The organism is Caulobacter sp. (assembly GCF_017744445.1).
Taxonomy (GTDB): domain Bacteria; phylum Pseudomonadota; class Alphaproteobacteria; order Caulobacterales; family Caulobacteraceae; genus Caulobacter.
The window spans coordinates 21,463-48,432 of sequence record NZ_JAGIBH010000018.1; the positions used below are offsets into that span (position 1 = coordinate 21,463).

Here is a 26,970-nt window from a genome sequence, read left to right on the forward strand (position 1 = left end):
GCCAACATGGCCTGGGTGTTGACCGCAGAGGCGGGGCCGCGAGGCGGCCGAGGGCGCGGCAGGGGCCAATGTTGGCACGTGCCAACATCGGGCCGCACGCGCGGTGTTGATGTCTCCGGCGGGCCTTGGGGTTTTGCCTCACCCCTCGCCTGGGCGCACAATGGCGACCGATCATGTCCAAGCGTGCGATTCGAAATCAGGAGTTCGATCTCTTCATCCCGCAGGTCGCCGACCTGGCGTGGAAGGATCAGCGCGAGCTGATGGAGCGGCCGTTCTTCTCGCTGGGCAAGCGCAAGCGCCTCAAGCCGATCGCGTATGTCTCCCCCGACGGCGACGTGACGGTGCGGGTGAGCGCCAATCCCCAGTTCGGCATCGCCACCATCTGGGACGCCGACATCCTGATCTGGGCGACCTCGCACCTGAACAAGCTGCGCGAGCGCGGCGACAACGACATCCCGCGCACCATCCGCACCACCTCCTACGACCTGCTCAAGGCCATCCATCGCGACACCGGCGGCACGGGCTATCGCGAGCTGCAGGCGGCGCTGGAGCGGCTGCAGTCGACGACCATCGAGACCAGCCTGCGCGCGCCCAAGCGCAACAAGCGCGCCCAGTTCGGCTGGCTCGACGAGTGGACCCTGGAATCGGATCCGGTCACCGGCGCGCCGCGCGGCCTGACCCTGACCCTGTCCAACTGGGTCTATGAAGGCCTGATGGCTGATCGGGCGCTGCTGACCCTGCATCCCGACTACTTCCTGCTCACCGGGGGGCTGGAGCGGGCGATCTATCGCATCGCCCGCAAGCACGCGGGCGACCAGGCCAGCGGCTGGACCTGCCGGGTCAAGCTGCTGCACGAAAAGTCGGGCAGCGAAGGACCGCTCAAGCAGTTCACCTACCTGCTGAAGAAGATCGTCGCGGCCGACAGCCTGCCCGACTACGCCATGAGCCACGCCACCACCCGCGACGGCGAGGCGGCCGTCCACTTCATCCGGCGCGACGCGGCCGAGCGGGGACGAATCAAGGCCGAGCTGGAGGCGATGGCGGCGGCCGATTCGCGTCGCGCCCGGGAGGACGCCCGCGCGGCCGAGCTCGACGCGCGGTTCGAGGGCAGGGGCCCCCGGTCGGGGGATCGGTGACCTTTTCCTCGGGGGATTGGTGACCCTCGCTTCGGGGGATCAGTGACCGCGTCTCGGGGGATTGGTGACCGGGTCTTCTTGGAAGCCCTTGTCGGGTAAGGGTTTGGCTGTGGTCGGCCAGGATCTAACCCTTCTAACCTTCGCCGATAACATTCCCTTCTAACGGCGCTGTGGCCGCGTTGGTGCGTGCGTGGCGCCTCGAGCCTTGGAGGGCTCGACGCCGCGCAAGAACATTAGGGACTTGTTAACCCTGGGCAGGACTATTTTGCAAAATTCCGGTAAGGTCGCCGAAATTTGCAAAATGGAGGGGGTGATGTCTGCTATCGCCGCAACGTCGCAACGCGACACCGGTCCGGTGCTGCTCGACGCACTGACCCATCTGACCCAGCGCGCCGACCACGTCATCAATCGCCTGCGGGCGACGGTGTTCGCGCCGGGCTCGGAGAAGATCGTCGACTTCCGTTTTCCGGTCGGTAAGGCCGCCGAAATGGTGGGTAGGTCCGCCGAGAACATTCGTCTCTACGAGGCTGACGGGAGACTACCCGCGCCGCGTATGACCGAGAATGGCCGCCGCGAGGGCTATAGCCTCGCCGAGATCAATCACATGCGCGACGTCTTCGGCACCCGGCCGCGCCGGGGCGAGGGCGATCCGCCGATCGTCCTGGCCGTTCAGAACTTCAAGGGCGGCGTGGGCAAGTCGACCCTGACCTGCCACATCGCCCAGTACTTGGCGCTAAAGGGTTATCGCGTCGCGATTATCGACTGCGACAGCCAGGCTTCCTCGACGACGGTGTTTGGCTTCAATCCCGACATCGACATCGATGACGACCACACTCTGCTGCCGTTCTTCCGGCATGGCGATGAGCCCAATCTCGACTATGCGATCCGGCCGACGGCTTGGCCGGGCATCGACCTGATCCCGGCCAATCTCGGGCTCTACCAGGCCGAATACGAGGCCGCCGCCAGGATGCGCGGTAGTCCCGAGGTGCTGGACCGCTTGCGGCGCGGCATCGACGGTATGGCCGGCCGGTATGACGTGGTGCTACTGGATCCGCCGCCGGCCCTGGGCATGATTTCCCTGGCGGTGCTGCGCGCGGCCAACGCCTTGCTGATCCCCACGCCGCCCTCGACCGTCGATTTCGCCTCCACCGCCCACTTCCTGAGGATGATCGTCGATACGCTCGGCGTGCTCGACGACTATGGCCTGACCAAGCGGGGCTTTGAGTTCCTGCGCGTGGTGGCCACCAAGGTCGACGAGGGCAAGAGCGCCCACACCCAGATCCGCGACATGATGTCGGCGGTGTTCGGGGCCGACATGCTGGCGACCTCGCTGCTCGACTCGGCCGAAATCGACAACGCCAACGTCCAGCTGCGCACGGTCTACGAGGTGTCGGGCGGGGGCAGCCGCGTGCACGAGCGCTGCCGCAACAATCTCGATCGGCTCAACAGCGAGGTCGAGCTCCTGATCCGGCGGGCGTGGCCCAGCCATCGGGCCGAGCTTCGTCGTCTGGGTCTGGCTTAAAAGGGCAGGGGGTCATGGCCGCATCCACCACGGGCAAGAACCGCAACATTCTGGCCGGCATCATGGGCGACGCCCCGCCGCCGCCGGTCACCAATACTCCGACGACCGGCCCCAGCGCGGCCGTCGAGACGACGCCGGCTCCGACCATACCGCCGCGGGTCAGCGACCGCATGCTGGGCCTGGCGCGCGTCACCTCCGGCGACTACCAGGAAAAGACCCTGAAACTAGTCGACCCGGCCCGCTGCCGGATGTGGGAGCGGCATAACCGCAAGTACGACCTCTTGACGCCCCAGACCTGCTCGGAGCTGCTGGAAGGCCTGCGCTCCCAGCAGAAACAGGAGTTTCCGGCCATCGTGCGCCGGGTGACCGACGATCCTAACGTCGACTTCGAGGTCATCTGCGGCGCGCGGCGTCACTGGGCGGTGTCGTACCTGCGCAACGTCGAGCACCGCGACTTCAAGTATCTGGTCGAGGAACGGGTTCTCGACGACGAGCAGGCCTTCCGCCTGGCCGACATCGAAAATCGCGCCCGCCAGGACCTGTCGGACTATGAGCGGGCCGTCGACTACCTCGACGCCATCGAGCGCTATTATGGCGGCGTGGCCATGCGCATGGCCGAGCGTCTCGACGTCGAACGCGGCTGGCTCTCGCGGTTCCTGGACCTGGGTAAGCTGCCCGAGGATGTCGTGGCCGCCTTCGGCGATCACCTGGCCATCAAGGTCAAGCATGCTCGGGACCTCAAGGCGTTCCTCAACCAGAACCCCGAACGCGGCCGGGTGATCGCCGGGGCCAAGAAGCTCGCCGCCGAACAGACCCAGCGTCGCCAGCGCGGCGAGCCCTATCTCGAAGCGGCCAAGGTCGTGGCGGCCCTGCGCAACGCCGCCATCGCCAAGGCCGCGCCGGCCGCTTTGTCGGCCGAGACGCGGGTGGTCAAGGCCGGCGCGGTGACGCTGTTCACCGTCAAGCCCAAGGGCCCGGCCAAGGTTGTTCTGGAGTTGGCGCTGGACGCCAGCGCCAGCAATGCAGACTTCGTCGCCGCCCTCGAGGCCGAGCTGGCCCGCCTGCGGCCGAGCGCCTAGGGCGCGGCGCGGCGTTCATCCAAAAGCCCCGCCGGCGACCGGCGGGGCTTTTTTGTTGGCGGCCAGGTCGATGTTGGCACGTGCCAACATTCACGGGGGATCAGTGACCACCCCCCCAATTTTGACGGATTGCGCGGGCCTGGCCGAGCGCGGCAGGCTCGGGCCATGCGCGTCACTGGCCCGATCATCCTTACCGCCCTGATCCCCGCGCCCGCGGCGCTGGCTAGCCTGGTCGCGCCCACGCCCCTGATTTTGATCAACACCTCGCCCAGCGAACCGATGGGCGTCTATCGCCGGATCGACGCGACGGTGCGTCCGGGCGTGCTGATCGCGTTCCGGCCACCGCCCGCCGCGCGCGCCTTTCTCAACCATACCGGCGCGGGTCCCGCGCCGCGCAGCGTCCTCAAGACCGTGGTCGCCGGGCCTGGCGCGCTCGCCTGCGTCGCGGACGGGCGCCTGCTCGTCGACGGGCGGCGGCTGGGCGCGGTGGCCAGGACGGATCGGTCTGGTCGGGATCTGCCGCATTGGTCGGGATGCCGGCGGCTGGCCGCCGGCGAGCAGCTGGTGTTCTCAGACCGCATCCCCAACAGCTTCGACAGCCGCTACTACGGTCCGATCCGGCGCGGCGACATCATCGGGGTCTACGCGCCGGTGTGGACGTCCGCGTCGCGAGCGCCGGGACGATGAGGCGGCGGGAGGTCTTGGCCCTCGCGCTGAGCCTGTCGGCGGTGCTGGTAAGCGCCGAGGCGGTCGCGCAGGTCGGGCCGCCTGGGCCGGACGTGCACACGGCACTGGCCGCGCCCGGGGCGCGTGAGGCCATCGCCCGGGTGGCCTATGCCGAGGCGGCCAACCAGGGCGACAGCGGGCGCCTGGCCGTCGTCTACACGATCCTCAACCGGGTGGCCGACCAGCGCTGGGGCGCCAGCGTCGACCAGGTCCTCAACGCCCGGTCTCAGTTCGAGCCGGTGATGCGGGCCGGCGGCGACTGGCGCGCCTTGCCGGCCGCCACGCCCGTCCAGCGCGCTCGCATCGACACCCTGATCAACCTGGTTCTGGAGGGGCGGGCGCCGGACCTGACCGGCGGCGCGCTCTATTTCCAGAACCCGAGGATCGTGGCCGCCCGCGCCGCCGCCGGACAGGTGGCGCCGGGCCTGGTGCATTTTGGCGGCGCCGCGCCCAGCGCGGTGATCGGCGACCACGCCTTCTACCTTGCCACCGGACGCGCGCGCCGGGCCAAGGTCGCGGCCGCCGCGCCCGAGGCGATCTTCGTGCCCAAGCGCGCGCCGCCTGGCGCGGCCGTGTCGCCCGTCGCCAGCGCCCCGGCCGCGCCGGGGCGCGGGATCTTCGTGCTCAGCGATGGCCAGGCCGTCGAGAGCCGGCGCTAGGGCGGGGCCGGACGCCGCGGCCTTTGGCGCGGGGTCCTACGGATCAAGCGAGCCCGCTTGCCTCCGCAGCCCGGCGCTGGCGCGCGCGGGTCGGTCGGCGCGCGTCAGGCGGCGGGCCCGCCTCGCTGGCGGTCGCCCCGAAGGGCGCCCGTCGCCGTCGACTGGCGACGGCGCGGCGTCGGCTACTGAGCCTGGGGGCGCCTCTTCCAAGGGGACCCTGTCACCCAGCCCGTCAACCCGCTGGCGCGGGTTTCCCTTCGGGGTCGCGCCCGCGCGACCCCTGCGGTGACAGGCCGGGGCCCGACAGGGGGAGGGGATCAGAGGCGCTCATGGGGAGCGTCGATCGGAGATCAGAACCATGACCTTCTCACATCTCGAAAAGCGCGTTGTCACCGTCCTCTTCAAGCTGTCCATGGCGACCGGCGTCCTGGGCTGCCTGGGGTTCGTCACCGCGTTCTTCCTGCCGCACGCGATCGGGCCCAGGGTGATGGACGCGTGCGGCTGCATCATCGCCATGGACCTGGTGGCAATGCTTTACCTGTTGGTCTTCGACGCCGTGATCATGGGCGCGGAGAAGGGGAGGGGGGGCTGACGGCCCCCTTTTTGCGCTTGACCCTCTGAGCGGACCGGGCGGCGCCGACCTTCGGGGCGCGCGCCCTACCGACAGCTTGGGGGCGCTTGCCTCCGCGCCCCAGCGCTGGCGCGCGCGGGTCGGTCGGCGCGCGTCTGGCCGTGGGCCCGCCTCGCTGGCGTCCGCCCTGAAGGGCGTCCGTCGCCGTCGACTGGCGACGGCGCGGCGTCGGCTACTGAGCCTGGGGGCGCCTCTTCCAAGGATACCCTGTCACCCGGCCCGTCAACCCGCTGGCGCGGGTTCCCCTCCGGGGTCGCGCGCGCACGCCCCCTGCGGTGACAGGCCGGGGCCCGACAGAGGGAGGGGGACAAAGGCGCTCAAGGGGAGCGTCGATCCAGCCGGAGCTGTCCCATGTCCTCGACCCATTTCGACCTCATCGACCGTCAGCTGATCCAAGCCCATATCGACAGCGGCCAGCCCCGCTACAGCATCGTCCTGAAGCTCGATGGCGGCGCGTTTATCCGCAGCTGGACCGACGACAAGCACGAGGCCCTGACGCGGCACGCCATCGCCGCGGCCGAGCCGGCCATGCTCTCGGTGGTGACGTTCGATCATCTTGGTCTCGACACCGTCGCGGTGACCTTCCCGCCGCATGGCAAGTCGAACGCGCAGCTGAAGGCCGAGTGCGATCGGCTGATCGACCAGATGATCGACCGGTGGACCCTGACCACCCGGCACTAGGGCAGGGGGCTTTGGCCCCCTTTTTTGCGCCGGTCTGGCCTGGGCGCCGCGGTCGCCGGGCCATGGCCGGCCGCCATCTTCGCCTGGGCCATCGCGTCGAAGTCGGGCAGGTCCGGGACCGCGCGATCCTTCACGGGCGCGATGGCCAGGCCCAGGGTCTCGGCGATGGCGCGGCGATCCTTCGGCCGATGGACGCGCTGATCGACGATCGCCATCAGCCGGGCCAGCAACGGGTCGTCGGGATCGGCGACAGCCTCGGCCAGCAGGGTGGCCCCCAGCACGATCTTGGCCCGCGTCTCGCGCTTGCGCTCGGTCTGGTCGAGCAGGGCTTCCAGGCGCTCGACCCGCGCGCGCCAGACGGCCAGGCGCGTCTCGTCGTCCTCGATCTTGGCCAGGGGCTTCACGTGACCCCGGTTGCGGGGCAGCCGTCCACTGAGACCCGCGAGCCGTTCCTGCGCCTGGTGTTCGCGATCGGCGAGATTGACCTCGAGCGCGTCCAGGCGCCGGCGACGGGCGGTTTGGCTTTCGGGTCTACGGGGCGGGCGAGCGGCGGAGGCGGGCATGACGGCGAGGGCTGTGCGTGAATGGGCGGGCGGCGTCTTGATTTCGGACGTCTTGATTTCGGACTGGCGGGAGCGTAACCCTGTCTCGCCGTTGGTGGCAAGGGCGCAGTTATGCATTGCGAACAATGCCTGCGGCCGGCGTCGCCGGCGCGCCGACCAGGGCCGGCCCGAAATCGGGCCGCCGGGTCGGCAGAAGCCAAGGGGCAAGCCCCTTAGCGATCCGGCCTGCGGCGCGTTGGGAACGAGGAGTTGAGGTGGCCCAATTTCGGCTCGAAGTGCAGGCGATCAAGCGCGCGGACGGCCGCTCGTCCGTGGCCGCCGCCGCCTATCGGGCGGCGACGAGCCTGCACGACAAGCGCCTGGAGATGACCTTCGACTACACCGCCAAGGGCGGAGTGGTGTTCGCCGGCGTCATGGCCCCTGAAACCGCGCCGGCTCAGTTCCTGGATCGCGAGATGCTGTGGAACGCCGCCGAGGCGGCCGACAAGCGCGCGGACTCGCGCACGGCCCGCGAGGTGCTGATCTCGCTGCCGCACGAGCTGACCGACGACCAGCGTCACGCCCTGGTGCGGGCCTTCGTCACCCAGAGCCTCGTGGCCCGCGGCATGATCGCCGACTACGCCTTGCATGACCCAGACGCCCATGGCGACCAGCGCAATCATCACGCCCACATCCTGGTGACCACCCGCCGGGTGACGCCCGAGGGTTTCGCGTTCAAGGCGCGAGATTGGGACGGTCCGGAGGCCGTGCGGTCGCTGCGGCTGGCGTGGTGCGAGATCCAGAACCAGCATCTTCGCCAACACCTGGGGCCCGACGCCCCGCAGGTCTCCCATCACAGCCTCACCCACCAGGCCGAGGATCGCGAGCCGACCATTCATCTGGGCCCGGCGGCCTCGGGCATGGAGCGCCGGGGCGAGGCCTCCGACCGGGGCGACATCAACCGCCGGATCGAGGACCGCAACGCCGCGCGCAAGGAGGGCCCGGCCAAGGTTCGCGACCTGGAGGACCGGATGGCCCAGACGCTGGAGCGGGGGCCCTATCCCATCGGCGCCGTCATCCGCGAGTTCGAGACGATCCACGCCACCATGGTTCAGGAACGCGACGCCTGGGCCCGCGAGCTTGGTCGCTTGCAGCGCCCGGATCCGCCGCGCGCTGGCGAGATCGTGCGCGAAATTCTCGCCGAGGCCGGGGCGGACAGGACCCGCGCCGTGCAGCGGCTCGCCAGGACCGAGCGCCGCATTGAAGAGGGCCGGGTCCGGCGCGCGACCCTGGCGCGGTGGATCAAGAACCCGGCGCGGATGATCTGGGCGGCCCACGCCGAGCTCAACGCCCTGGCCCGCGCCCAACGCGACGCTCGACTGGCGCGGGTGCGCTGGGAGGTCCGCCGCGATTGGCTCCGAAGCGCCGATGGGCGGGCCTTCCTGGCGGCGAGGCTTGATCCGGAAAAGCAGGCCGCCGAGGCCGCGCGCCGCGAAGGCCGCACGCTCGAGCGCAAGATCAAGCGCGCCAACAAGCGGATCGAGGCGGTCGCGCGCACCCGCACCAAGCTCCTGGTGGCCCAGGCGCTGGGCGAGGAGACGCTCGTGGCCCCATCGCAGATGCGACTGGGGGTTAGCCAAGCCGTGCGCGAAATCGACCGACGGGTGGTCGACGCGATCGCCGGGCATCCCGCGGCCGCCCAGCAAAAGAGCCTCGACAAGGTGCAGGCGCTCATTGCCGGCAAGGCTCCAGGCCTTCGTCCGCAGCGGTGATCCCAAGGGCGACCCTTGGCGCGCCGTGAGCCCTCGTGGCGGAGCGCCGCGACTAGTTCAGCAGCGCCATGATCGGGCAGTGATCGGAGGGGTGACCATCGGCAGGCGCGTAGGTCAGTTCCTGGAAACCGGCGAGATCGCGCGTCGCGCGCGCGTCGAGCACGATGTGGTCGATGAACTCCTTGAAGCGCGGGTCGCAGCGCGGGGTCGCAACGCCCTCGGCTAGGGTCAGATCGGCATTGGCCGGCTGCCCATCGTCCAGGTCGGCCCAGAGGGGGTCGTCCTTGCGGGCCAGGCGGCGGTTGAAGTCGCCGAGCACGGCGAAGCGAAGCGGCTCGGCCGCGCGCGCGTCGATCCAGGCCTCAAGCACCGGGATCTGCCGTCTTAGGGTCTGGCAGGCCTCGCCGTTCAGGCCATTGAAACAGCCTGACTTGAGATGGACGGCCAGGAGCCGGACCGGCGCGCGGCCGCGCGGCTTGACGGTGATGTCAACGCCCGAGCGCAGGTTCGGATTGCCCAGGGCCAGGGCGGCCAGGTCGGGCGCGCGATCGAACGCCAGCCCTCTGCGAACGGCGAAGCCGACCGCCTGGCGCGTCAGCCTGCGACCGGCCTGGCCGCCACACGGGAAGTGGTCGCCCGCCGGCCGGTCCTCGATGATGAGCTGGTATTTTCCGGGATCGAACACGCGGGCGGCGGCCTTGATCGACTCCACCTCCTCGAAGGCGACGACGTCGGCGCCGAGCCGATCGGCATAGGCGCGCATGCGATCGTAGTCGGCGTCGGCGCGCGGCTTGCAGCCCTGCGCGCCATCCTCCGACAGATGCTCCATGTTCCAGGTCGCGATCCGCAGCGGCCCCTGACGCGGCGCGGGTGTGTGGGCGCAGGCGCTCACGGCGAGGCAGACGGCAAGAACGGCGAGCGATCGCAACATCAGGATCTCCAGCTTGGCGCCCCGCGGCGCCTGGCCTGCATAGCGGCCAAGGCCTCGGCCGCCACCCCTTAAAATTGAGGGATTGGCGCCGTCCGCGCGGGTTGCTCGTCTAGGCGCGGGGGCTAGGGAGTGTGTGATTGATCCCCGCGCGCAAGGGCCTGGCCATGGTGATCCTGGGCGCCGTATCGGCGAGCTGTGGTCTGGCGACGGCGACGCAGATGCTGGCCCACCAGCTCGACTATGCCGCCGCGCTCGGGCCCGGCTGGTCGGACGCGGCCGCGGTCAGGATCTATGCGCCATGGACGTTTCTGCGTTGGTACGGACGCTATGCCAACGCCTATCCGCGCGCCTTCGACCAGGCCGCCCTGGCTGGGCTCGGCGTCTTCCTCTGGCCCTTGCTTTTGGCCATCGGCCTGACGCGTCGCTTCGTCGCGCGGCCCAAACCGTTCGGCAAGGGCGCCTGGGGGACGCTGGCCGATGCCCGCCGCGCGCGGCTGGTGTCGAACGGCAGGCTGACGGGCCGGGTGCTGGGCCGGCTGCGCGGCCGCCTGCTGGTCATCACCCTGCTCGTCCATTGCGTGATCGTCGGGGCCTCGCGATCCGGCAAGGGGGCTGGGCACGTCGTGCCGACGCTGATCAGCTGGGGCGAGAGCGTCTTCGTCTATGATCGGAAGGGCGAGCTCTGGCACATCACCGCTGACCATCGGCGCACCTTTTCCCACACGTTCTATTTCGCGCCGACCGACCCCAGCACCGCGCGCTGGAATCCGCTGTTCGAGGTCCGCAAGGGACCCATGGAAGTCGCCGACATTCAGAACATCGTGGGCATCCTGGTCGATCCGATCGGGCTCAAGGGCGGCAATCTCGACTTCTTCGACCAGAGCGCGGCCAATTTCTTCACCGGCGTGATCCTGCATTGCCTCTATGCGGAGGCCGACGAGAACAAGACCTTGGCCCATGTCCGGCGGCTGCTGATCGACATCGAGGCGACGCTCGATGCGATGCTGGGCACAAAGCACCGCTGGAAGCCCGACCCTGCGGCGGCCGACGGTTTGGCGCGTGATCAGGATGGCCGCCCCATCGCCGAGGTGCATCCGGAGGTCTGGCTGGGGGCGACCGCGCTTCGGACGATGGAGCCTCGGGTTCGTTCGAGCGTCCTGGCCACCGCCCAGAAATCGCTGGCCCTGTGGGCGGACCCGCTGGTCGCCCACGCCACGAGCGCGTCGGACTTCTGCATCGGCGACCTGGTCTGCGCGACGGCGCCGGTGAGTTTCTACCTGATCACGCCCCAGGCCCATGCCGACCGACTGGCCTTTCTGGTGCGGGTGATGCTGCGCCAGAGCATCAACAGCCTGATGGAAACCGTCGACTGCGACAGCCGGGGGCGCGAGAAACGCCATGATCTCCTGTTGATGCTGGACGAGTTTCCAAGGCTTGGCCCCATGCCGTTCCTGGAGAACGCCATCGGTGAGATGGCCGGCTACGGCATCGTCGCGCACCTGATCTGCCAGTCGTTCAACGACGTGTTCAAATATTACGGCGTCCACACCTCGATCTTCGACAACTGCCACGTCACGGCCGCCTTCGCGACGTCCGAGCCGACCAGCATCGAGCGGGTGGTCAAGCGCGCGGGCCGGGCGCTGGAGATGCGGGAAAGCTTCAGCGATCCGAGGCTGGCCTTCGCCAAGGGCCACCGCAGCCGCAGCCAGGCCGAGGTCGAACGCTACATCCTGGGCGAACAGGATGTCCGCGCCCTGCCGGCCGACAAGCAGTTCCTGTTCGTCAACAACGCCAAGCCCTTCGTTACCGACAAGCTGCGCTATCACGAGGAGCCGGCCCTGAAGGCGCGCACGCGCAACTTCTTCGCCGGCGAGCGCGCTCGGTTCGTGCAGACGCCAGAGACGCTGGACACTGCGGGCCCGCCGCCGATCGACTGGCTCGGGGTTCGGCCCGTGGAGCCCTACGCCCCGCCGCTCCAGCCGGCGCCCGATGTGGGGGCGGGGGCGGGCCAGGCCCCGCCGCCCGCCAGCCTCAGCATCGCCGATCTCGTCTACAGCTTCGAGGACTGACCCCATGTCGAGCCCCTCGCCAGAAACCCTGTCGCGCAAGTCCGAGGCCCTGATTCAGGCGCTGGGCGCGGCGATCGCCGAGGCGCTCGCCGCGCCCGACGTCGAGGAGGTCATCGTCAATGCCGACGGCCATATCTGGATCGAACGGCTCGCGGCGGGCCGCGCGTTCAGCGGCGCGACCTTGACGCGGTTCGACGCCGAGCGGGTCCTGCGGCTCGTGGCCGACCATGCCGGTGTGGTGGTCAATCACGACCAGCCGCTGATCGCCGCGACCCTGCCGGGCGGGGAGCGGTTCCAGGGCGTCTACGGCCCGGTGGCCAAGGGGCCCAGCTTCGTGATCCGCAAGCCGCCCTCGGAAATCTTCACGCTCGATCAGTATGTCGAACAGGCCGTCATGAGCCCGGCGCAGGCCCGGGCGCTCGCCGAGGCGGTCGCCGCCCGCGACAACATCCTGATCGCCGGCGGCACGGGGTCGGGCAAGACCACGCTGGGCAATGCGATCCTGGCCCTGCCGGCGTTCGCGCAGGACCGCGTGATCCTGATCGAGGACACCGAAGAGCTGAAATGCGCCGCGCGCGATCAGCTTTCCCTGCTGACCCGCGGCGCGGATCCAGCCGTGACCATGGCCGACCTTGTCAAGGTGTCCTTGCGGCTGCGACCCGACCGGATCGTGATCGGCGAGGTGCGCGACGGCAGCGCGCTCGATCTGCTCAAGGCGTGGAACACGGGCCATCCCGGCGGCTTGGCGACCTTGCACGCCAACAGCGCCGCCGAAGCCTTGACCCGCCTGGAGGATCTGATCGGCGAGGTCAGCCAGACCGTGCCGCGGCGGGCGATCGGCCAGGCGATCGACCTCATCGCCTTCCTGCGCCGCGCGCCGGGCGGGCGGCTGCTCGACAGCCTGGTGCGGGTGGACGGCTGGGAGGAGGGGATCGGCTACCAACTCTCGCCGCTATGATCCTCGGGGCCCGCGCCAGGGCGACGTTTCGGTCCCGCGCCGCCCGGCGCGATCCGCGCCTTGAATCATCAGGGCTTGGAGGCGCGCGGCCGTCGCGGGGTGTCGATATGGGCGAGAGCCCGGGGGCCAGCGTCGCGGGTCCAAACCCGCCCGGTCTCGCCGCGGAAGCCGTTCATGTCGGTCACCGCGATATCGTGGTGACGCTTGTTCAGGTGCTCGGCGGTCGAGGCCTTGCGCTTGACGCGCCGGAACGGGGTGATGACGCCGTCGTCTGGACGTCGCGCCAAGCGCGGGTTGGCGGGATGATCCGCGGCGGCTTGTCTTGGCTCTGCTGGGGATTGGCGGGCCGCCAGCCTAGCAGAAGTTTCGGCTGCGCCGGGCCCAGGCCAAGTCGCCGGCGTCGGCCCCGCGATCCTGCAGGTCGCCCAGGACCGCATTGAGGTCGTGAAGCTTGTCGGCGACGAGGTGGACGACATCGCCCTCGCGCTGGATGCGGCCGTCGACGCCGATCAGATGAGCGCCGAGCGCGATGCGCCGCTGCTTTTCGTAGAGCGTCTTCCAGATCACCAGGTTGGAGACGCCCGTTTCGTCCTTGATGGTCATGAACATCACGCCCTTGGCCGTCCCGGGCATCTGCCGAACCATGACGAGACCGGCGGTGCGCACGTGGCGCCCATCGCGGGCGGTGGCGGCGACCTGGCAGGGCACGCGGCCCAGGGCCTCCAGCTCTGGACGCAGCAGGGCCAGGGGATGGCGGCGCAGCGACAGGCCGACATTGTGCAGGTCCTCGATGATCTGGCGGCCCTCGGTCATGGGCTTGAGCGCCGGCTCGGGCTCGTTCAGTTCGGCAACCTGGCCATGATCGAACAACGGCAGGGGCGCATCGGACAGGGCCTTGATCGTCCAGGTCACCGCGCGGCGCGGCAGGACCATCGACGGGGCGAAGGCGTCGGCCTTGGCCAGGCGATCGAGCGAGGCGGTCATGGCGCCGGACCGGCGCCAGACGTCGTCGATCGAGACATAAGGGGCGTCGGCGCGGGCCAGGACGATGCGCGCGGCCTCGTCCTCGCGCAGCCCTCGGACCAGTCTCAAGCCCAGGCGCACGGCGAACCGCCCGGTCTGGCCGATGGGTTCGAGCGTGCAGTCCCAACGCGAGGCGTTGACGCAGATCGGCCGGATCTCGACGCCGTGGGCCTTGGCGTCGTCGACGATGTCGGAGGGCTGGTAGAAGCCCATCGGCTGGCTGTTGAGCAGGGCCGCGCAGAAGATGTCGGGGTGGTGGCGCTTGAGCCAGCTGGAGGCGTAGGCCAGGAGCGCGAAGCTGGCCGCATGGCTTTCCGGAAAGCCATAGCTGCCAAATCCCTCCAGCTGGCTGAAGGTCTGCAGGGCGAAGGCCTCATCATAGCCGCGCGCGACCATGCCGCCGACCAGCTTGTCGCGGAAATGGCTGACCCCGCCGGTGAACTTGAAGGTGGCCATGGCCCGGCGCAGCTGGTCGGCCTCGCCGGGCGTGAAGCCGGCGCACTCGATGGCCACCCGCATGGCCTGCTCCTGGAAGAGCGGCACGCCGAGGGTCTTGCCCAGCACCTTCTCCAGTTCCGGCTTGGGGTAGCTGACCTTCTCCTTGCCCTCGCGCCGGCGCAGATAGGGGTGGACCATGTCGCCCTGGATCGGGCCAGGCCGGACAATGGCGACCTCGATGACCAGATCGTAGAAGCTGCGGGGCTTGAGCCTGGGCAGCATGGCCATCTGGGCTCGGCTCTCGATCTGGAAGACGCCCAGGGTGTCGGCCCGCCGGATCATCGCGTAGGTGCGCGGATCCTCTGGCGGGATGGTGGCCAGGTCCAGCTGAATGCCCTTGTGATCGGCCAGCAGGTCCAGGCCGCGCTTCAGACAGGTCAGCATGCCCAGCGCCAGGCAGTCGACCTTCATGAACTTCAGCTCGTCGATGTCGTCCTTGTCCCACTCGATGATCTGGCGGCCGTCCATGCGGGCCGGCTCGATCGGCACCAGCTCGTCGAGCCGGTCCTCGGTCAGGACGAAGCCGCCGGGATGCTGGGAGAAGTGGCGTGGGGTGTTGAGCAGCAGGGCCGCCAGCTCCAGCGTCAGGCGCAGGCGCCGATCGGTCAGATCCAGGCCGACGTCGCGGGCGTGCTTTTCCTCGATCTGCTCGCGCGAGAAGCTCCAGACCTGGTTGCCCAGGGCCTCGGTCATGTCCTCGGGCAGGCCCAGGACCTTGCCGACGTCCTTGACCGCGCCCTTGGGGCGGAAGCGCTGGACGACCGCGACGATGGCTGAGCGGTGGCGGCCATAGGTCTCGAACACCCACTGCATCACCGTTTCGCGCCGACCGTGTTCGAAGTCGACGTCGATGTCCGGCGGCTCGTCACGCTCCTGGCTGACAAAACGCTCGAACAGCAGATCGTTGCGCTCGGGGTCGATGCTGGTGATGCCCAGCACGTAGCAGACCGACGAGTTGGCGGCCGAGCCGCGGCCCTGGCAGAGGATGTCCTGGCTGCGGGCGAAGCGGACGATGGCGTTGACGGTCAGGAAGTAGGGGGCATAGCCCAGCTGGCCGATGAGCTTCAGTTCATGGCGCAGCAGACGCTCGACCTCTGGCGTCACCCCGTCGGGAAAGCGCTGGGCCGCGCCTTCCCAGGTCAGGCGCTCCAGGGTCTCCTGGGCCGTGCGGCCCGCCTCCACCACCTCGTGGGGATACTGGTAGGTCAGCTGGTCGAGCGAGAACCCGCAGCGACCGGCGATCCGGGTCGAGGCGGCGATGGCGCCGGCGATGTCGAAGGCCGATCCGAGGCGCGAGAACCGGCGCTGGATTTCTGCAGGGGCCAGCAGCTGGCGGTCGGCGTCACGTTCGCGTCGAAAGCCGGCATCGTCGATAGTGGTCTTTTCGCGGATGCAGGTGACGACGTCCTGCAGCAACCGCAGCTCGCGCCGATGCATGAGGACGCGATTGGTCACCACGGGGGTGACCCCGGCCGCGCGGGCCAGCTGGTCGAGCTGATAGAGCCGCAGGGCGTCGTTGGGTCGACGCCTGAGGGTCAGGGCGACGTGGGCGTTTGGACCGAAGATCGCGGCGATCTTCCTTAGCCGCAGGCGGCAGGTCTCGTCGGCGCGGTCGGGGACAAGGATGGCGATCAGGCCCTCGGCATGGGCGGCGACATCGTCCAGGCCCAGGTCGCACTCGCCCTTGCCGGCCCGGCTCTTGCCCAGGGACAGCAGCCGGCAGAGCCGGGCGTAGGCGGCCCGGTCGGTGGGCAGCACCAGCAAGATCGTGCCGTCATTCAAGGCCAGCTCGCAGCCGATGATCAGCCGCACGCCCGTGGCCCTGGCCGCCACATGGGCGCGCACCACGCCGGCCAGGCTGTTGCGATCGCAAATCGCCAGGGCGCGGTAGCCCAGTCGGGCGGCCTCTTCGAACAGCTCGCCCGGCGAGGATACGCCGCGCAGGAGCGAGAAGTGCGAGGCGCACTGCAGCTCGACATAGGCGCCAAGGTCTTCGGCATCGGACATTGGGCCGCTCATCCGAACAGGCCATGCATGAACCAGCGCTGGCTGCCGCTGTCGGCATGTTCGCCGTCGCCGTCCCGGAAGATCCAGAACCGCTCGCCGCCCTCATCCTCGACCTGGAAATAGTCGCGCGAGGTCGAGAGCTCGGCGTCGCGCTTCCACCATTCGCCATAGACGCGCTCGGGCCCGTCGGCGCAGCGCACGCGCCGGCGCTTGCCGCGCCAGGTGAAGAGGTTGGGCGGGGCGTCGGGCAAGAGGGCGATGGTCTCGATCGGTTCGGGGCGGCCCAGCAGACGTGAAGGCCTTGGCCAATCGATCGGCCAGGAATGGGTGGCCAGCGGGTCCAGCGCCGAGGCCTTGCGCACCGAGCGTTCGGGAATGTCGCTATCGACGCTGGCCAGGCTGTAGACGTTCTCAGGCCCCAGGCGCGTGGCCAGGGTGTCGACCAGGGCGGCCAGATCCGGCGCGGGCGCCCGGCCGCCCAGGGCTTGGGCCTGGTGGTAGACCAGGGGCTCGGCCCCAGGGGCGGCGAGCATCATCTTCTCGACGCCGAAGCCCGGATCGACGGTCTCCAGCTTGCCGCAGAGCAGTTTGGCCAGACGGGGCGCGTCGCGCGAAGGCTTGGCCAGGCCCAGACGCACCGTCTCGATGCGATTGTCGACCCGGATGAAATAGGCGTCGAGCCGCAGGGCGCCGAGGCTGGCCTCTTCCAGCGCGCCGCACAGGCTGCTCGTGAGGTCGGTGAGATAGCGCGCCAGGGTCTCGGGCGCGCCGATCGGTTCGGCGAAGACCCGGCTCACGGCCTTGGTTTCCGGGGCCATCACGGGCTGGATCGGTTCGGCGACGCGGCCGAAGGCCTGATCGAGGCGGCGAACCGGCTCCAGCCCATAGCGCTTGGCCAGCGGGCCCTTGGGCGTCTGCTCCAGCTCGGCGATGGTGTCGAAGCCAACGCCGGAAAGGGTCTGGACGAGGTCGTGGGGCAGGCGCAGGGCCGCGACCGGCAGGGCGGCGAGCTCGCGGCCGGTGCCTCCCGGGGCGGCGACGAAGATCGCGCGCCGACTCCAGCGGGCCAAGGCATGAGCGCCGCCCCAGCTGTCGGCCATGGCGATGCTGACGCCAAACCCTGCCCTGGTCAGCCGCGCGCGGAGATCGATCAACATCTTCTCCTCGCCGCCGAAGCGATGGGCGCAGCCGCTGGCCTCGATCACCAGGCCATCAGCGCCATCGGCCGCCACGACCGGCGAGTAGAGCTTCTGGGCCCAGAGGGCGAGGCGATGCAGGGCGGCGGCGTCGTCCGCGGCGTCCAGCGCGTGCAGGACCAGGCCTGGTGTGGCGGCGGTCGCGTGGGCCACCGCCTGTCCCAGACGGAGGCCCAACTGGGCGGCGGCCGGATTCATCGCCGCGACCACCCGCGCGCGGTTGCGGCGGCCGATCATCGCCACCGGCGTCTCAGGCGGCGGCGCGGCCTTGCCCTGCGATCTCGCCAACCGATCGGTCGACCAGTGGGGCAGGTAGATGGAGATGACCCTTGGCGTCACAGGCTTCCAGCTCAATGTCGAAGGCGTCGCCGGCGCGGCAGCGGAGAAGTTCGAGAAACCAGCGTTGGGGACCCACGCCGGGCACGGGGAGAAGCGGTGAGGGCAGGGTCGAGACCCGCCACCTGGTCATGGCCGCGGTGGGCTGGCCCAGGTCGGCCGCGTCAGCGACCCGCTTCCAGCGCCGGATCGCCACGGCCAGCTGGCCGCTTTTCTCGGCCGCCAGCTGCAGCCTTCGCGAGGCGGTCATGGAGAGCTTGGCGACCTCGCCGACGACGCCGGCCAGACCCGGATGTCTGAGCCCTTCTTCCATCGCCGCCAGCACCCCGGCCTCGTCGCCGGCGTCGGCGAAGATCACCCGGTCCGGCGCCAGGCCCACCTGGGCCAGGGACGGGGCGAAAAGGTCGGCATATCGACGGCACCACAGCACCGGCCCCTCGGCTCTGGCGAGAATGCCGGCGGCGAAGGCCGCGGCGCTCGCCCCATGGAGCGCGTCATCCGCGCCGCCCGCGACCTCGTGCAAGGCGCCGTGCGCCAGCCCGCCGCCCGGCAGGCGTTGGTCGATCTGCGGAACCCCGAACGGCAGCACCTCGCGCCGCGTCTGGTCGGCGGTCTCGATAGACCGGACCTGACGGCGGAGCGCGTCCAGCGCGGGCGAGGAGAGGGACAATGACATGCTGACAGAACGATCTTGTTCCATCTTTGTTCTTGTCGCCGATGCGGAGTCAACGGCGGCAGGGTGCGACCTTGCGGCGTTGCAAGGTCAAGATTCCCGGTGGCGCAAGGCTTTGCGAGGAATCAGAATTTTTTGGCGGCGTCCGCTTTTGACGCCGTGCGGGGAAGGCCTGCCGGTTGCAGAGCCTGGACACGCGCATAGTAGGGCGCGAACTCCGGATGCCGCTCGATCAACTTCGCCAGGGCGGGGGCGACGGGCGCGGCAAGGCCCGGCTGTTCTTCGGCGAGGCGAGTCGTCAGGGCGACGATGGCGCGCAAGGTCGGATTGCGCAGCAGTTGCCGCTGGTCCTCAAGGCGCGACGACCACCGTGCGCCGTCCTGGTTCGAGAGCGCGGCGAGCGCCCGATCGCAATCGGCCGACAGCGCGGCGATCTTGGCGGCGACGCCGACGGACATCGCCAGATTGACAAAGGTTGTCTCGACCATGACGCCGCCTTCCCGTCCCAATGGACGGCGAGGACATCCGACGCGCACCGTCAACAAAGCTTAAGCGAAGCGCTTGTCAGGCCCCGCTTTGAGGAGGTCAGGCGGGCGGCCGTGACGGCGTCGCGGGCGCCGCCGCGATGGCCAAGCGGTTCGAGACGCTGGCGAGGACATTACTGGACCGGTTCGGAATCTATGGCGAAGGTCGGCTAGCGGACGGCGAAGCCCGCGCGATCTGATAGCGTCGCCGCCCGTGAGGATCGTGTTGAGCAGCTACACCTTCATCTGTCTGACCGACAATCAGGTCGCCACCTTCGTCGATCCCCAACCGATCGACGCCGAGGCGATCCGCTCGCACGCCTTCAACCTCCTGCGCGAGCACGCCAGCACCGCTGTCGTCGAGGTGTGGCAGGACGAAAAGCTGGTCGAGAAGATCGCCCGCGACGGCGTTCGCGCCTGGCCCCGGGGCGATGCGAGCGGCGACGCGCCCGAGATCACGCCCTAGGCGTCATTGAGCGGGCGTGTCTTGGGGCCGATCATCGCCTGAGCCGGCGTCGGCCGGCCTGGTCGATCCTCGAGCGGGACGATCGGATCAGACAGGGTCACCACTTTGAACCGCAACGGTCCCGGCATGCGGCCCGGTTGCCGCCACGCCCATTGCGAAGGCCTGGCGAACCTGCGAATTTCGTTCCCGTTCCGTTTCCTCGCGATCGAGTCCCGTGTCCGCTGCCTTCGCCTATCTCGACGGTCTCAACGACCAGCAGCGCCGGGCCGTCGAGCATGGCGTCGCGCCGGCTGACACCACGCCGGGGCCTCCCTTGCTGGTCATCGCCGGGGCCGGCTCGGGCAAGACCAACACCCTGGCCCACCGGGTCGCTCACCTGTTGATGAATGGCGCCGATCCGCGCCGCATTCTCCTGATGACCTTCTCGCGCCGCGCGGCCAGCGAGATGATCCGGCGCGTCGAACGCATCGGCCGCAAGGTTATGGGCGACAAGGCCCACGCCCTGACCGAGGCGCTGGTCTGGGCCGGGACCTTCCACGGAATCGGGGCGCGGATCCTGCGCGAGCACGCCGAGGCCATCGGCCTGGACCCGGCCTTCACCATCCACGATCGCGAGGACGCCGCCGACCTGATGAACCTGGTGCGGCATCAGCTTGGCTATTCCAAGATGGAAAACCGGTTCCCAACCAAGGGGACGTGCCTTTCGATCTACTCGCGCTGCGTCAACAGCCAAAGGCCGATCGAGACCGTCCTGGCCAAGACCTTTCCGTGGTGCAACGCCTGGGTCGCCGAGCTCAGGGCGCTGTTTGCCGCCTATGTCGAGGCCAAGCAGGCCCAGAACGTGCTCGACTATGACGACCTGCTGCTCTGGTGGTCGCAGATGATGGCCCACCCGGTTCTGGCGGCGGATCTGGCCGAGCGCTTTGATCATGTTCTGGTCGACGAGTATCAGGACACCAACGCCCTGCAGGCCGGGATCCTGCTGGCGCTGAAGCCGACGGGCGCGGGCCTGACCGTGGTCGGCGACGACGCCCAGTCGATCTACGCCTTCCGCGCCGCCACCGTGCGCAACATCCTCGACTTTCCAAAGGCCTTCGACCCGCCGGCCCAGATCGTCACCCTGGACCGAAACTACCGCTCCACCCAGGGCATCCTGACAGCGGCCAACGCGGTGATCGAACTGGCGGCCGAGCGCTTCACCAAGAACCTTTGGACCGACAAGCAAGGCGGCGGTCGGCCCGCTTTGGTCACCGTGCGCGGCGAGGCCGACCAGGCCCGCTACATCGTCGAGCAGGTGCTGGCCCGGCGCGAAGAAGGCACGCGCCTCAAGCACCAGGCGGTGCTGTTTCGCACCTCCAGCCATTCTGGCCCGCTCGAGGTGGAGCTGACGCGGCGCAACATTCCGTTCGTGAAGTTCGGCGGCCTGAAGTTCCTGGACGCGGCCCACATCAAGGACCTGATGGCCTTGCTGCGCTTTGTGCAGAACCCGCGCGACCGGGTTTCGGGCTTTCGCCTGATGAATCTCTTGGCCGGCATCGGGCCGGCCTCGGCCAGCAAGATCCTCGACCATGTCGATGCCGGCCCGGATCTGGTGCTGGCCCTGGAGACCGCGCCCAGGCCAAGCAAGGCGGCTGCGGGGTTTGATGCTTTCGTGGGTGTCGTGCGCGACCTCCGTCAGGGCGATGCGCCCTGGCCCGCCGAGCTGGAGCGGGCGCGGATCTGGTATGAGCCGCACCTGGAGCGCATGCACGAAGACGCCGAAACGCGTCTGGCCGACCTTTGGCAGTTGGAGCAGATCGCCGGCGGCTACGCCTCGCGCGAAAAGTTCCTGACCGAACTGACCCTGGACCCGCCCGACGCGACCAGCGACCAGGCCGGCGTGCCGCTGCTCGACGAGGATTACCTGATCTTGTCGACCATCCATTCGGCCAAGGGGCAGGAGTGGAAGGCGGTCTACCTGCTCAACGCGGTCGATGGCTGCATTCCGTCGGATCTGGGAACCGGCGCGGCCGCCGAGCTGGAGGAGGAAAGGCGCCTGCTCTACGTGGCCATGACCCGCGCCAAGGAAGACCTCAGCCTGGTGACCCCCCAGCGCTTCTACACCCATGGCCAAAGTCCGACCGGGGATCGGCACGTCCTGGCCAATCGCACCCGCTTCATTCCGAAAAGTCTCTTGGGCCTGTTCGACAGGACGAGCTGGCCGATCGTCGATCACGAGGACCGCACGCGCACCGCGCCGGCCGTGACCGTGAACCTGGCCGCGCAGATGCGGGGGATGTGGAAGTAGCTGGCCGGCCGCGTCGAGCCCGCGTTAGGGTGGCGCCTATGGGGTGGCATGACGACAACGAACCGGCCGGTCCACGGCCTTGGCGCGAGCCCATCGCCTGGCTTGGCTGTCTGCTGACGGCCGTCATGCCGACCCTGGTGTTGACCACGATCGTCCAGCATCTCGAAGCCGCCCTATCGCCGATGTTTGCGCCAGCGCTCTTTGTCGGCCTCTTCACGGTCATGGTGCTGATCGTGCGGCCCTGGACGATGCGCTAGACGGGCAGGGCGGCCTGCACCGCCGGCGGCGGCGTCTCGAAGCTGGAGACGGTGACGCCCAGGAGACGCACGCCCGCGCGCAGCGGGTAGACCGAGCGGACCAGGTCCTGGGCCAGGAGCCTGAGTGTGTCGGCCTCGCCGATCACGCTGGGCAGCGAGCGGCGACGCGTGGCCTGCTCGAAGTCGGCATATTTGATCTTCACCGTCGCGGTGCGGCCATAGGCGTTGGCCTTCTGGCACCAGGCAAAGACCTTGTTGGCCAGGGCGGCGATCTCGGCCTCTATGCGGTCGGTGTCGAGGAGGTCGGTCTCGAAGGTCGTCTCCGACCCCGAGGACTTGCGCTCGCGGTCTGGATTGACCGGCCGCTCGTCGATCCCCCGCGCGATGCCGAAGAACCACGGGCCCAAGCGGCCAAAGTGACGGACCAGGAACTCCAGGCTCTGCCGATGCAGGTCCTCGCCGGTCTCGATGCCCAAACCCCTCATCTTGGCTTCGGTGACCTGGCCCACGCCGTAGAAGCGGCCGATCGGCAGGGTGCGGGTGAAGGCCTCGCCTTGGCCTGGTCCGACCACGAACTGGCCGTTGGGCTTGTTCTGGTCGCTGGCCATCTTGGCCAGGAACTTGTTGTAGGAAATCCCCGCCGAGGCGGTCAGGCCCGTCTCCTCCAGGATGCGCGCCCGGATCCGACGGGCCGTCTCGGTGGCGTTACCAACCCCCGCCTTGTCGGCGCTGACGTCGAGATAGGCCTCATCCAACGACAAGGGCTCGATGAGATCGGTGAAGTCGGCGAAGATCTCGTGGATCTGGCGCGAGACGGCCCGATAGACTTCGAACCGGTGGGGCACGAAGATCAGCTGCGGGCACTTCCTCAATGCGGTGCTGGACGGCATGGCCGAGCGTACGCCAAATTGCCGGGCCTCGTAGCTGGCCGCGGCGATCACCCCGCGCGCGGCCGGCGAGCCGACCACGACCGGCTTGCCGCGCAGGTCCGGATTATCGCGCTGTTCGACCGACGCGTAGAAGGCGTCCATGTCGATGTGGATGATCTTTCGAGCCGGCAAGTCCATGTCGCGAGCTTTAGCATCCCGTGAACGAAACCGGAACTTTCGTCTTCAGCGAGGTAAGTTCCTGGATGAAGGCGCCGCTAGCGTGTCTCCGACGCGGCGTGGAGGCGAACAAAGCTTGGCAGCATGAACACCGTCTTGTCGTTCATGCCCTGGGCGACCATCTGGCCCACGAGCTCGCCTTTGACGAGGATAAGTTTCAGCGAAAGGCCATGCTCGGCCCTTGCCGCCTCTGGGATATTGCTCCGCCCGTCGAACCGCGCCGTGAGGGCGCCGTTCTCGAACGCGGGCTTGATCAAGGCGGCGCGAGGCTGGTCGTCAAGCTGCACCTTGATTTCGCCCGTCGTCTCGAAGGTCAAGACGAGGGGCTGCTCGCCAGCGTAGCTCGTGGCGGTCCCGATCCACTTGCCGTGAAACGGAACGGGTTGGGGGGAGGCGGTCGACGGCTCGGTTGTCGGCTCCAACACCTCCGGCGCGATCGCCGCGCGGATGGCCTGCCCGACCCGGCCCAAGGGCGCGGAGGAATTGGCGAGGATCACGAATGCCAGCTTCTGGTCGGGGTACATGGTCATGAAGGTGCTGACGCCCGGCTGCCCTCCCGAGTGCCAGACCTGAGGGTGGCCATTGATGGTCGTCACGATCCAATTGGCGGCGATATCCCGGCGCGGAGCGCCCGGCGGTGTCGGCATCGGCATGGGACTGGCCGCGCGCTGCATTTCCAGACGCGTCGCGGCGCGAAGGATCGCCGCCTGGTCGGGGAGGGGCGCGCCCATGTGGAAGGCGAGGAATCGCGCCATGTCGTGAGCGCTGGCCCACACGTCGCCCGAGCCGGGATGGTCGGTCCGGTAGAAGCGCATGGGATGGCGGTCATGGTCGTAGCGCATGGCGGCCCGCGCGCCGGGCGGCAGGCCCAGCGCGCTGTCTGTCATGCCCAGGGGTTTGAAGATCTCGCGTTCTAGGTACGCGCCGTAGGAGAGGCCTGACATCTGTGCGATGGCGGCGTCGAGGATCCTCATGCCGATGTTGGAATATTCAAATCGGGTGTTTGGCGGGAAGACCACGATCCCGAACTTCGCGATCGTCTCCTTGGAGCCGGCGGGTTCGGCGCCATCGAGATAGAAGTTGCCGTACTGTGGAAGGCCCGCCGAATGGGCCATGATGCGGCGCGCGGTCACGGCCTTCGTGCTCCCCGCCCGGCCGGCGAGTTTGACGCCGCCCAGGTACCGTTCGATCGGCGCGTCGATATCAAGCTTGCCGGCCTCGCGAAGCTTCATCACCGCCGTGGCCGTGATCGGTTTGGTCATCGAGGCGAGCGAATAGGCGGTGTGCGCCGTCGCCGGGATTTTCTGTTCCTTGTCGGCCCAGCCAAACCCCTCTTCCCAGATGATCTTGCCATCCTGGACAACGGCGACGGCGATGGAGGGGACCTTGGCTTCCTCAAGCGTCTTGAGGATGACCTTCCGCACGTCCTCGAAGGGGTGGGGCGTCGCGGCGCCCTGAGCGGTATCGACCGCGGGCGGGTCGCTGATCCGCGCCGTGGCCGCCGTCGCGGCAAAGCTCAGGCTCAGGGCCGCAAGGCTGACGAGCGTAATCCGGTAGCTGCTGATCGACATTGTCTGCTCCGCCTTTTCGGGTGCTGGGCCGCCGCCAGAGTGGGCGGGCGGCCTGCAAGCCATAGCGACGGCGACTGGCGGTCACCTGACGCTGAAGACCGCGAGGCGACAGCCTGCCGACAGGTTTCGCCGCCAGCTGGACCGGTCGCCAGCCATGGCCTTGGGAGACCCCGGCGGGGAGATCAGAAGGTCGTGGGGGGCTGGGCGCTCAAGGTCAACGTTGCCGGGAACTCGAGCCTGAAGACCGTTCGGGAGCCCTCGCGGCGCCAGCAAACCTCGCCGCCCAGCGCCCGCATGATCTCCCGCGTCAGATGTAAGCCCAGGCCAGACCCCTCGCTGTCGCCGCTGCCGCGCGCGAAGGCTTCGAAGAGACGCGGTTCCAGCGACGTTGGGATGCCTTGTCCTTCATCGCTGACCTCAAGCCATGCCTGGCCGACCCGGACGCTGATCAGGCCGCGGCCGCCGCCATGCAGGATCGCGTTGCTCACAAGATTGGTCAGGGCGCGCTCCAATGCCTGGCGTTCGGCCAAAACCGTCACGGGCGCCGCCGGAGCGTCCAGCGCCAGGTCATAGCCGGTGCTCAACGCCATCGGGGCCAGCTCCGAGATCACCGCCCGCGCCAATTGGGTCAGCTCGATCGCGGTGCGCGGACCAGCCGGCAGCGAGAGGCGTTCCAGGTCGAGCATCTGCTCGACGAGTCGGGCGATGCGTCCGACCGCCGCGCGCAGCGCCTCGCGCTCCCCAGCGGGACCCGAGAGAGTGTCGGCGCGGAGTGAGAGAACGGCCAGAGGGGTGCGCAGCTCGTGGGCCACATTGGAGATGAGACGCTTTCGACGACGAAGTTCGGCCTGCAGGCGATCGAGCGCGCCATTGAACGCCCGGGCAAGCGGCAAGAGCTCGAGCGGGGCGCGGTTCTCGTCGAGCCGGCTTGCGAGGTCGTCGGGATGGATCGACGCCGCGGCCTGGGCGATCGGTCGGACGGCGCGTGACAACAGCGGGATCGCCAGGAAGACCGCGATCAATCCCAGTCCGCCAAAGCCGAGACAAAGGGCGACCGCGGGGGCCAGCGCGTACGTCCGCAGGATGTCCTTTGACGTGATCGTCGCCGGATCCACGCCGCCGCTCGCCAAGAGGATCGCGCGACCGCCGATCTGCTCGCGCTCGATCACCGCGTCGGACAAAAGGGCCCCAAAGCCGTCATCGGCGCCGTCGGGGGAGGGCTCGACGCCAGCGAGCCCGACCAACCTTCGGGCGGCGGGCGGCGGAGCTCCCACGACAACCAGGTGATGCTCATCGCGGCCGATCAGCCACAGAGACGGGTTCTTGGCGGCCAGCGTCGCGAAGTCGCCGTCAGGGGGGAAGATCCATTGGCGGCCGTCGAAGGCGAGGTCCTTGACGGCCAGTTCGAGCGCCACGTCCGCGCCGGCGTACGGCGTCTTGCGGCCCTCCAGCATTCCAAGGCCAAGACCTAGGACGATGGTGAGCACGTGCACCGCCAGCAGGGCGGCCACGGCGCGCAGGGCCAGCGAGCGCGGCCAACTCAGCATGGTCGCAGCATGTAGCCCACGCCCCTAATCGTCCGAAGCTCAACCCCCGCGCCCTCGACCTCCAACCGACGCCGCAGCCTTGAGACTTGGGTCTCGAGCGCATTGGCCGAGACCTCCTCGTCCAGGCCGTAGATCTCCAACTCCAATTGCGCCCTCTGGACCACCCGGCCCGACCTTTGGATCAGCACCGCCAGCAAGGCCAGTTCACGACGGGCAAGCGCGAGCGGCCGTTCCGCCAGGCGAACTTCTCGGCTGACGGGGTCGAAGGCCAGGCGGCCAGCTTCGATGAGGCGTCTGTCTCCGTGGTCGGCCGGCCGCCGATAGACCGCGCGCAGCCGCGCATTCAGTTCCGCGACCGAAAACGGCTTGACCAGATAGTCGTCAGCGCCCGCGTCCAGGCCCTCAATCCGGTCGGTGACGGCGTCGCGCGCCGTCACGAAGATGATGGCGGGCCGCGGCTTGCGGGATTTTGCGGCCGCGACGAGGGCGACCCCATCCCCATCGGGCAGGCCGCGGTCGAGCAGGATCACCCGATACGACCGCTGCAGGATCGCCTCGAAGGCGTCGGCGAGCGTGGTGACATGGTCCACCGGCCAACGGTCCTGTTCGAGCGCGCAGACGAGCGCCGCGCCAAGCGCGGGATCGTCCTCGACCAGCAAGATGCGCGAACCCTCGTTCATAGGCGCGATCCTATAGGACGAACCTGTCGGCAAGCTGGCGCCAGCGTCGATGAATGGGAAAGGGCTGGTCGGCTGCGCCCCGCGGCGCATGGG

General features: G+C 69.0%; 24 protein-coding genes. 13 read left to right on the top strand and 11 right to left on the bottom strand.

The window, feature by feature from the left end; genetic code table 11:
- The first annotated feature begins 173 nt into the window (after positions 1–173).
- The 7 genes from J7528_RS21195 to J7528_RS21225 all read left to right on the top strand — a co-directional run bounded on the left by J7528_RS21195 (position 174) and on the right by J7528_RS21225 (position 6,434).
- On the top strand, positions 174–1,136 hold the full coding sequence (locus J7528_RS21195; protein WP_291878623.1) for a replication initiator protein A: 963 nt from the start codon (positions 174–176) through the stop codon (positions 1,134–1,136).
- Positions 1,137–1,449: 313 nt separating this feature from the next.
- Positions 1,450–2,658: an AAA family ATPase gene (locus tag J7528_RS21200; protein WP_291878626.1), complete on the top strand. Its 1,209-nt coding sequence runs from the start codon at positions 1,450–1,452 to the stop codon at positions 2,656–2,658.
- A gap of 14 nt (positions 2,659–2,672) precedes the next feature.
- Positions 2,673–3,737, top strand: coding sequence for a ParB/RepB/Spo0J family partition protein (locus tag J7528_RS21205; protein ID WP_291878629.1), 1,065 nt, complete (start codon positions 2,673–2,675; stop codon positions 3,735–3,737).
- 165 nt (positions 3,738–3,902) lie between these two features.
- The gene (locus J7528_RS21210; protein ID WP_291878632.1) at positions 3,903–4,424 is read left to right on the top strand and encodes a S26 family signal peptidase; all 522 of its coding nucleotides are present in this window, start codon (positions 3,903–3,905) and stop codon (positions 4,422–4,424) included.
- 14 nt (positions 4,425–4,438) lie between these two features.
- A complete protein-coding gene (locus tag J7528_RS21215) occupies positions 4,439–5,122 on the top strand; it encodes a cell wall hydrolase (protein ID WP_291878634.1) in 684 nt (227 codons plus the stop codon).
- 358 nt (positions 5,123–5,480) lie between these two features.
- Entirely contained in the window at positions 5,481–5,714 is a 234-nt protein-coding gene (locus J7528_RS21220; RefSeq protein ID WP_291878636.1) for a hypothetical protein, read from the top strand.
- A 390-nt stretch (positions 5,715–6,104) separates the two neighbouring features.
- Positions 6,105–6,434, top strand: coding sequence for a hypothetical protein (locus J7528_RS21225; protein WP_291878639.1), 330 nt, complete (start codon positions 6,105–6,107; stop codon positions 6,432–6,434).
- Here the strand turns inward: J7528_RS21225 and J7528_RS21230 are convergent.
- Complete coding sequence (locus J7528_RS21230; RefSeq protein ID WP_291878642.1) at positions 6,431–6,997, bottom strand: hypothetical protein; 567 nt, start codon at positions 6,995–6,997, stop codon at positions 6,431–6,433. The genes J7528_RS21225 and J7528_RS21230 overlap by 4 nt on opposite strands.
- A 254-nt stretch (positions 6,998–7,251) precedes the next feature.
- Here J7528_RS21230 and mobQ point away from each other — a divergent pair, with 254 nt between their 5' ends.
- The gene (mobQ, locus tag J7528_RS21235) at positions 7,252–8,748 is read left to right on the top strand and encodes a MobQ family relaxase (RefSeq protein ID WP_291878645.1); all 1,497 of its coding nucleotides are present in this window, start codon (positions 7,252–7,254) and stop codon (positions 8,746–8,748) included.
- Positions 8,749–8,800: 52 nt separating this feature from the next.
- Here the strand turns inward: mobQ and J7528_RS21240 are convergent, their stop codons facing one another.
- A complete protein-coding gene (locus J7528_RS21240) occupies positions 8,801–9,679 on the bottom strand; it encodes an endonuclease/exonuclease/phosphatase family protein (protein WP_291878648.1) in 879 nt (292 codons plus the stop codon).
- A 137-nt stretch (positions 9,680–9,816) separates the two neighbouring features.
- Here J7528_RS21240 and J7528_RS21245 point away from each other — a divergent pair, with 137 nt between their 5' ends.
- Both J7528_RS21245 and trbB read left to right on the top strand, forming a co-directional pair.
- Positions 9,817–11,748, top strand: coding sequence for a type IV secretory system conjugative DNA transfer family protein (locus tag J7528_RS21245; protein ID WP_291878650.1), 1,932 nt, complete (start codon positions 9,817–9,819; stop codon positions 11,746–11,748).
- A 4-nt stretch (positions 11,749–11,752) separates the two neighbouring features.
- Complete coding sequence (gene trbB / locus J7528_RS21250; RefSeq protein WP_291878653.1) at positions 11,753–12,706, top strand: P-type conjugative transfer ATPase TrbB; 954 nt, start codon at positions 11,753–11,755, stop codon at positions 12,704–12,706.
- A gap of 68 nt (positions 12,707–12,774) precedes the next feature.
- Here trbB and J7528_RS21255 read toward each other — a convergent pair whose 3' ends face one another.
- The 5 genes from J7528_RS21255 to J7528_RS21275 all read right to left on the bottom strand — a co-directional run bounded on the left by J7528_RS21255 (position 12,775) and on the right by J7528_RS21275 (position 18,927).
- Positions 12,775–12,993, bottom strand: coding sequence for a hypothetical protein (locus J7528_RS21255; RefSeq protein ID WP_291878656.1), 219 nt, complete (start codon positions 12,991–12,993; stop codon positions 12,775–12,777).
- 67 nt (positions 12,994–13,060) lie between these two features.
- Positions 13,061–16,234 (bottom strand): error-prone DNA polymerase, encoded by a 3,174-nt coding sequence (locus tag J7528_RS21260; protein WP_291878660.1) that lies wholly within the window; start codon positions 16,232–16,234, stop codon positions 13,061–13,063.
- Positions 16,235–16,242: 8 nt separating this feature from the next.
- Complete coding sequence (locus J7528_RS21265) at positions 16,243–17,718, bottom strand: DUF6504 family protein (RefSeq protein ID WP_291878661.1); 1,476 nt, start codon at positions 17,716–17,718, stop codon at positions 16,243–16,245.
- Positions 17,681–18,442: a damage-inducible protein gene (locus J7528_RS21270; RefSeq protein WP_291878664.1), complete on the bottom strand. Its 762-nt coding sequence runs from the start codon at positions 18,440–18,442 to the stop codon at positions 17,681–17,683. Before J7528_RS21270 ends, J7528_RS21265 begins: the two co-directional genes overlap by 38 nt.
- A 122-nt stretch (positions 18,443–18,564) precedes the next feature.
- Complete coding sequence (locus J7528_RS21275) at positions 18,565–18,927, bottom strand: hypothetical protein (protein ID WP_291878667.1); 363 nt, start codon at positions 18,925–18,927, stop codon at positions 18,565–18,567.
- 262 nt (positions 18,928–19,189) lie between these two features.
- On the opposite strand from J7528_RS21275, the gene J7528_RS21280 reads away from it, so the two are divergent.
- From J7528_RS21280 to J7528_RS21290, 3 genes are all read left to right on the top strand, one after another.
- Positions 19,190–19,429, top strand: coding sequence for a hypothetical protein (locus tag J7528_RS21280; RefSeq protein ID WP_291878670.1), 240 nt, complete (start codon positions 19,190–19,192; stop codon positions 19,427–19,429).
- 214 nt (positions 19,430–19,643) lie between these two features.
- Entirely contained in the window at positions 19,644–21,716 is a 2,073-nt protein-coding gene (locus J7528_RS21285; protein ID WP_291878672.1) for an ATP-dependent helicase, read from the top strand.
- Between the two features lie 38 nt (positions 21,717–21,754).
- Positions 21,755–21,973 (top strand): hypothetical protein, encoded by a 219-nt coding sequence (locus J7528_RS21290; protein WP_291878675.1) that lies wholly within the window; start codon positions 21,755–21,757, stop codon positions 21,971–21,973.
- On the opposite strand, the gene dinB is transcribed toward J7528_RS21290, so the two are convergent.
- From dinB to J7528_RS21310, 4 genes are all read right to left on the bottom strand, one after another.
- A complete protein-coding gene (gene dinB / locus J7528_RS21295; RefSeq protein ID WP_291878678.1) occupies positions 21,970–23,040 on the bottom strand; it encodes a DNA polymerase IV in 1,071 nt (356 codons plus the stop codon). The two genes, J7528_RS21290 and dinB, sit on opposite strands and share 4 nt — an antisense overlap.
- A gap of 77 nt (positions 23,041–23,117) precedes the next feature.
- On the bottom strand, positions 23,118–24,650 hold the full coding sequence (locus J7528_RS21300; RefSeq protein WP_291878681.1) for a serine hydrolase domain-containing protein: 1,533 nt from the start codon (positions 24,648–24,650) through the stop codon (positions 23,118–23,120).
- A 182-nt stretch (positions 24,651–24,832) separates the two neighbouring features.
- A complete protein-coding gene (locus J7528_RS21305; RefSeq protein WP_291878684.1) occupies positions 24,833–26,197 on the bottom strand; it encodes a HAMP domain-containing sensor histidine kinase in 1,365 nt (454 codons plus the stop codon).
- Positions 26,191–26,877 (bottom strand): response regulator transcription factor, encoded by a 687-nt coding sequence (locus J7528_RS21310; protein ID WP_291878687.1) that lies wholly within the window; start codon positions 26,875–26,877, stop codon positions 26,191–26,193. The genes J7528_RS21305 and J7528_RS21310 overlap by 7 nt, the downstream gene beginning before the upstream one ends.
- Positions 26,878–26,970 lie beyond the last annotated feature (93 nt).

Excerpts from the sequence above, each read along its gene's own strand:
- J7528_RS21195 (WP_291878623.1), top strand. The coding sequence starts at position 174 with ATGTCCAAGCGTGCGATTCGAAATCAGGAGTTCGATCTCTTCATCCCG.
- trbB (WP_291878653.1), top strand. The coding sequence starts at position 11,753 with ATGTCGAGCCCCTCGCCAGAAACCCTGTCGCGCAAGTCCGAGGCCCTG.
- J7528_RS21260 (WP_291878660.1), bottom strand. The coding sequence starts at position 16,234 with ATGTCCGATGCCGAAGACCTTGGCGCCTATGTCGAGCTGCAGTGCGCC.
- J7528_RS21225 (WP_291878639.1), top strand. The coding sequence starts at position 6,105 with ATGTCCTCGACCCATTTCGACCTCATCGACCGTCAGCTGATCCAAGCC.
- J7528_RS21275 (WP_291878667.1), bottom strand. The coding sequence starts at position 18,927 with ATGGTCGAGACAACCTTTGTCAATCTGGCGATGTCCGTCGGCGTCGCC.
- J7528_RS21200 (WP_291878626.1), top strand. The coding sequence starts at position 1,450 with ATGTCTGCTATCGCCGCAACGTCGCAACGCGACACCGGTCCGGTGCTG.
- dinB (WP_291878678.1), bottom strand. The coding sequence starts at position 23,040 with ATGGACTTGCCGGCTCGAAAGATCATCCACATCGACATGGACGCCTTC.
- J7528_RS21310 (WP_291878687.1), bottom strand. The coding sequence starts at position 26,877 with ATGAACGAGGGTTCGCGCATCTTGCTGGTCGAGGACGATCCCGCGCTT.
- J7528_RS21300 (WP_291878681.1), bottom strand. The coding sequence starts at position 24,650 with ATGTCGATCAGCAGCTACCGGATTACGCTCGTCAGCCTTGCGGCCCTG.
- J7528_RS21230 (WP_291878642.1), bottom strand. The coding sequence starts at position 6,997 with ATGCCCGCCTCCGCCGCTCGCCCGCCCCGTAGACCCGAAAGCCAAACC.
- J7528_RS21220 (WP_291878636.1), top strand. The coding sequence starts at position 5,481 with ATGACCTTCTCACATCTCGAAAAGCGCGTTGTCACCGTCCTCTTCAAG.
- J7528_RS21290 (WP_291878675.1), top strand. The coding sequence starts at position 21,755 with ATGGGGTGGCATGACGACAACGAACCGGCCGGTCCACGGCCTTGGCGC.
- J7528_RS21270 (WP_291878664.1), bottom strand. The coding sequence starts at position 18,442 with ATGTCATTGTCCCTCTCCTCGCCCGCGCTGGACGCGCTCCGCCGTCAG.
- J7528_RS21240 (WP_291878648.1), bottom strand. The coding sequence starts at position 9,679 with ATGTTGCGATCGCTCGCCGTTCTTGCCGTCTGCCTCGCCGTGAGCGCC.
- J7528_RS21210 (WP_291878632.1), top strand. The coding sequence starts at position 3,903 with ATGCGCGTCACTGGCCCGATCATCCTTACCGCCCTGATCCCCGCGCCC.
- J7528_RS21305 (WP_291878684.1), bottom strand. The coding sequence starts at position 26,197 with ATGCTGAGTTGGCCGCGCTCGCTGGCCCTGCGCGCCGTGGCCGCCCTG.
- J7528_RS21205 (WP_291878629.1), top strand. The coding sequence starts at position 2,673 with ATGGCCGCATCCACCACGGGCAAGAACCGCAACATTCTGGCCGGCATC.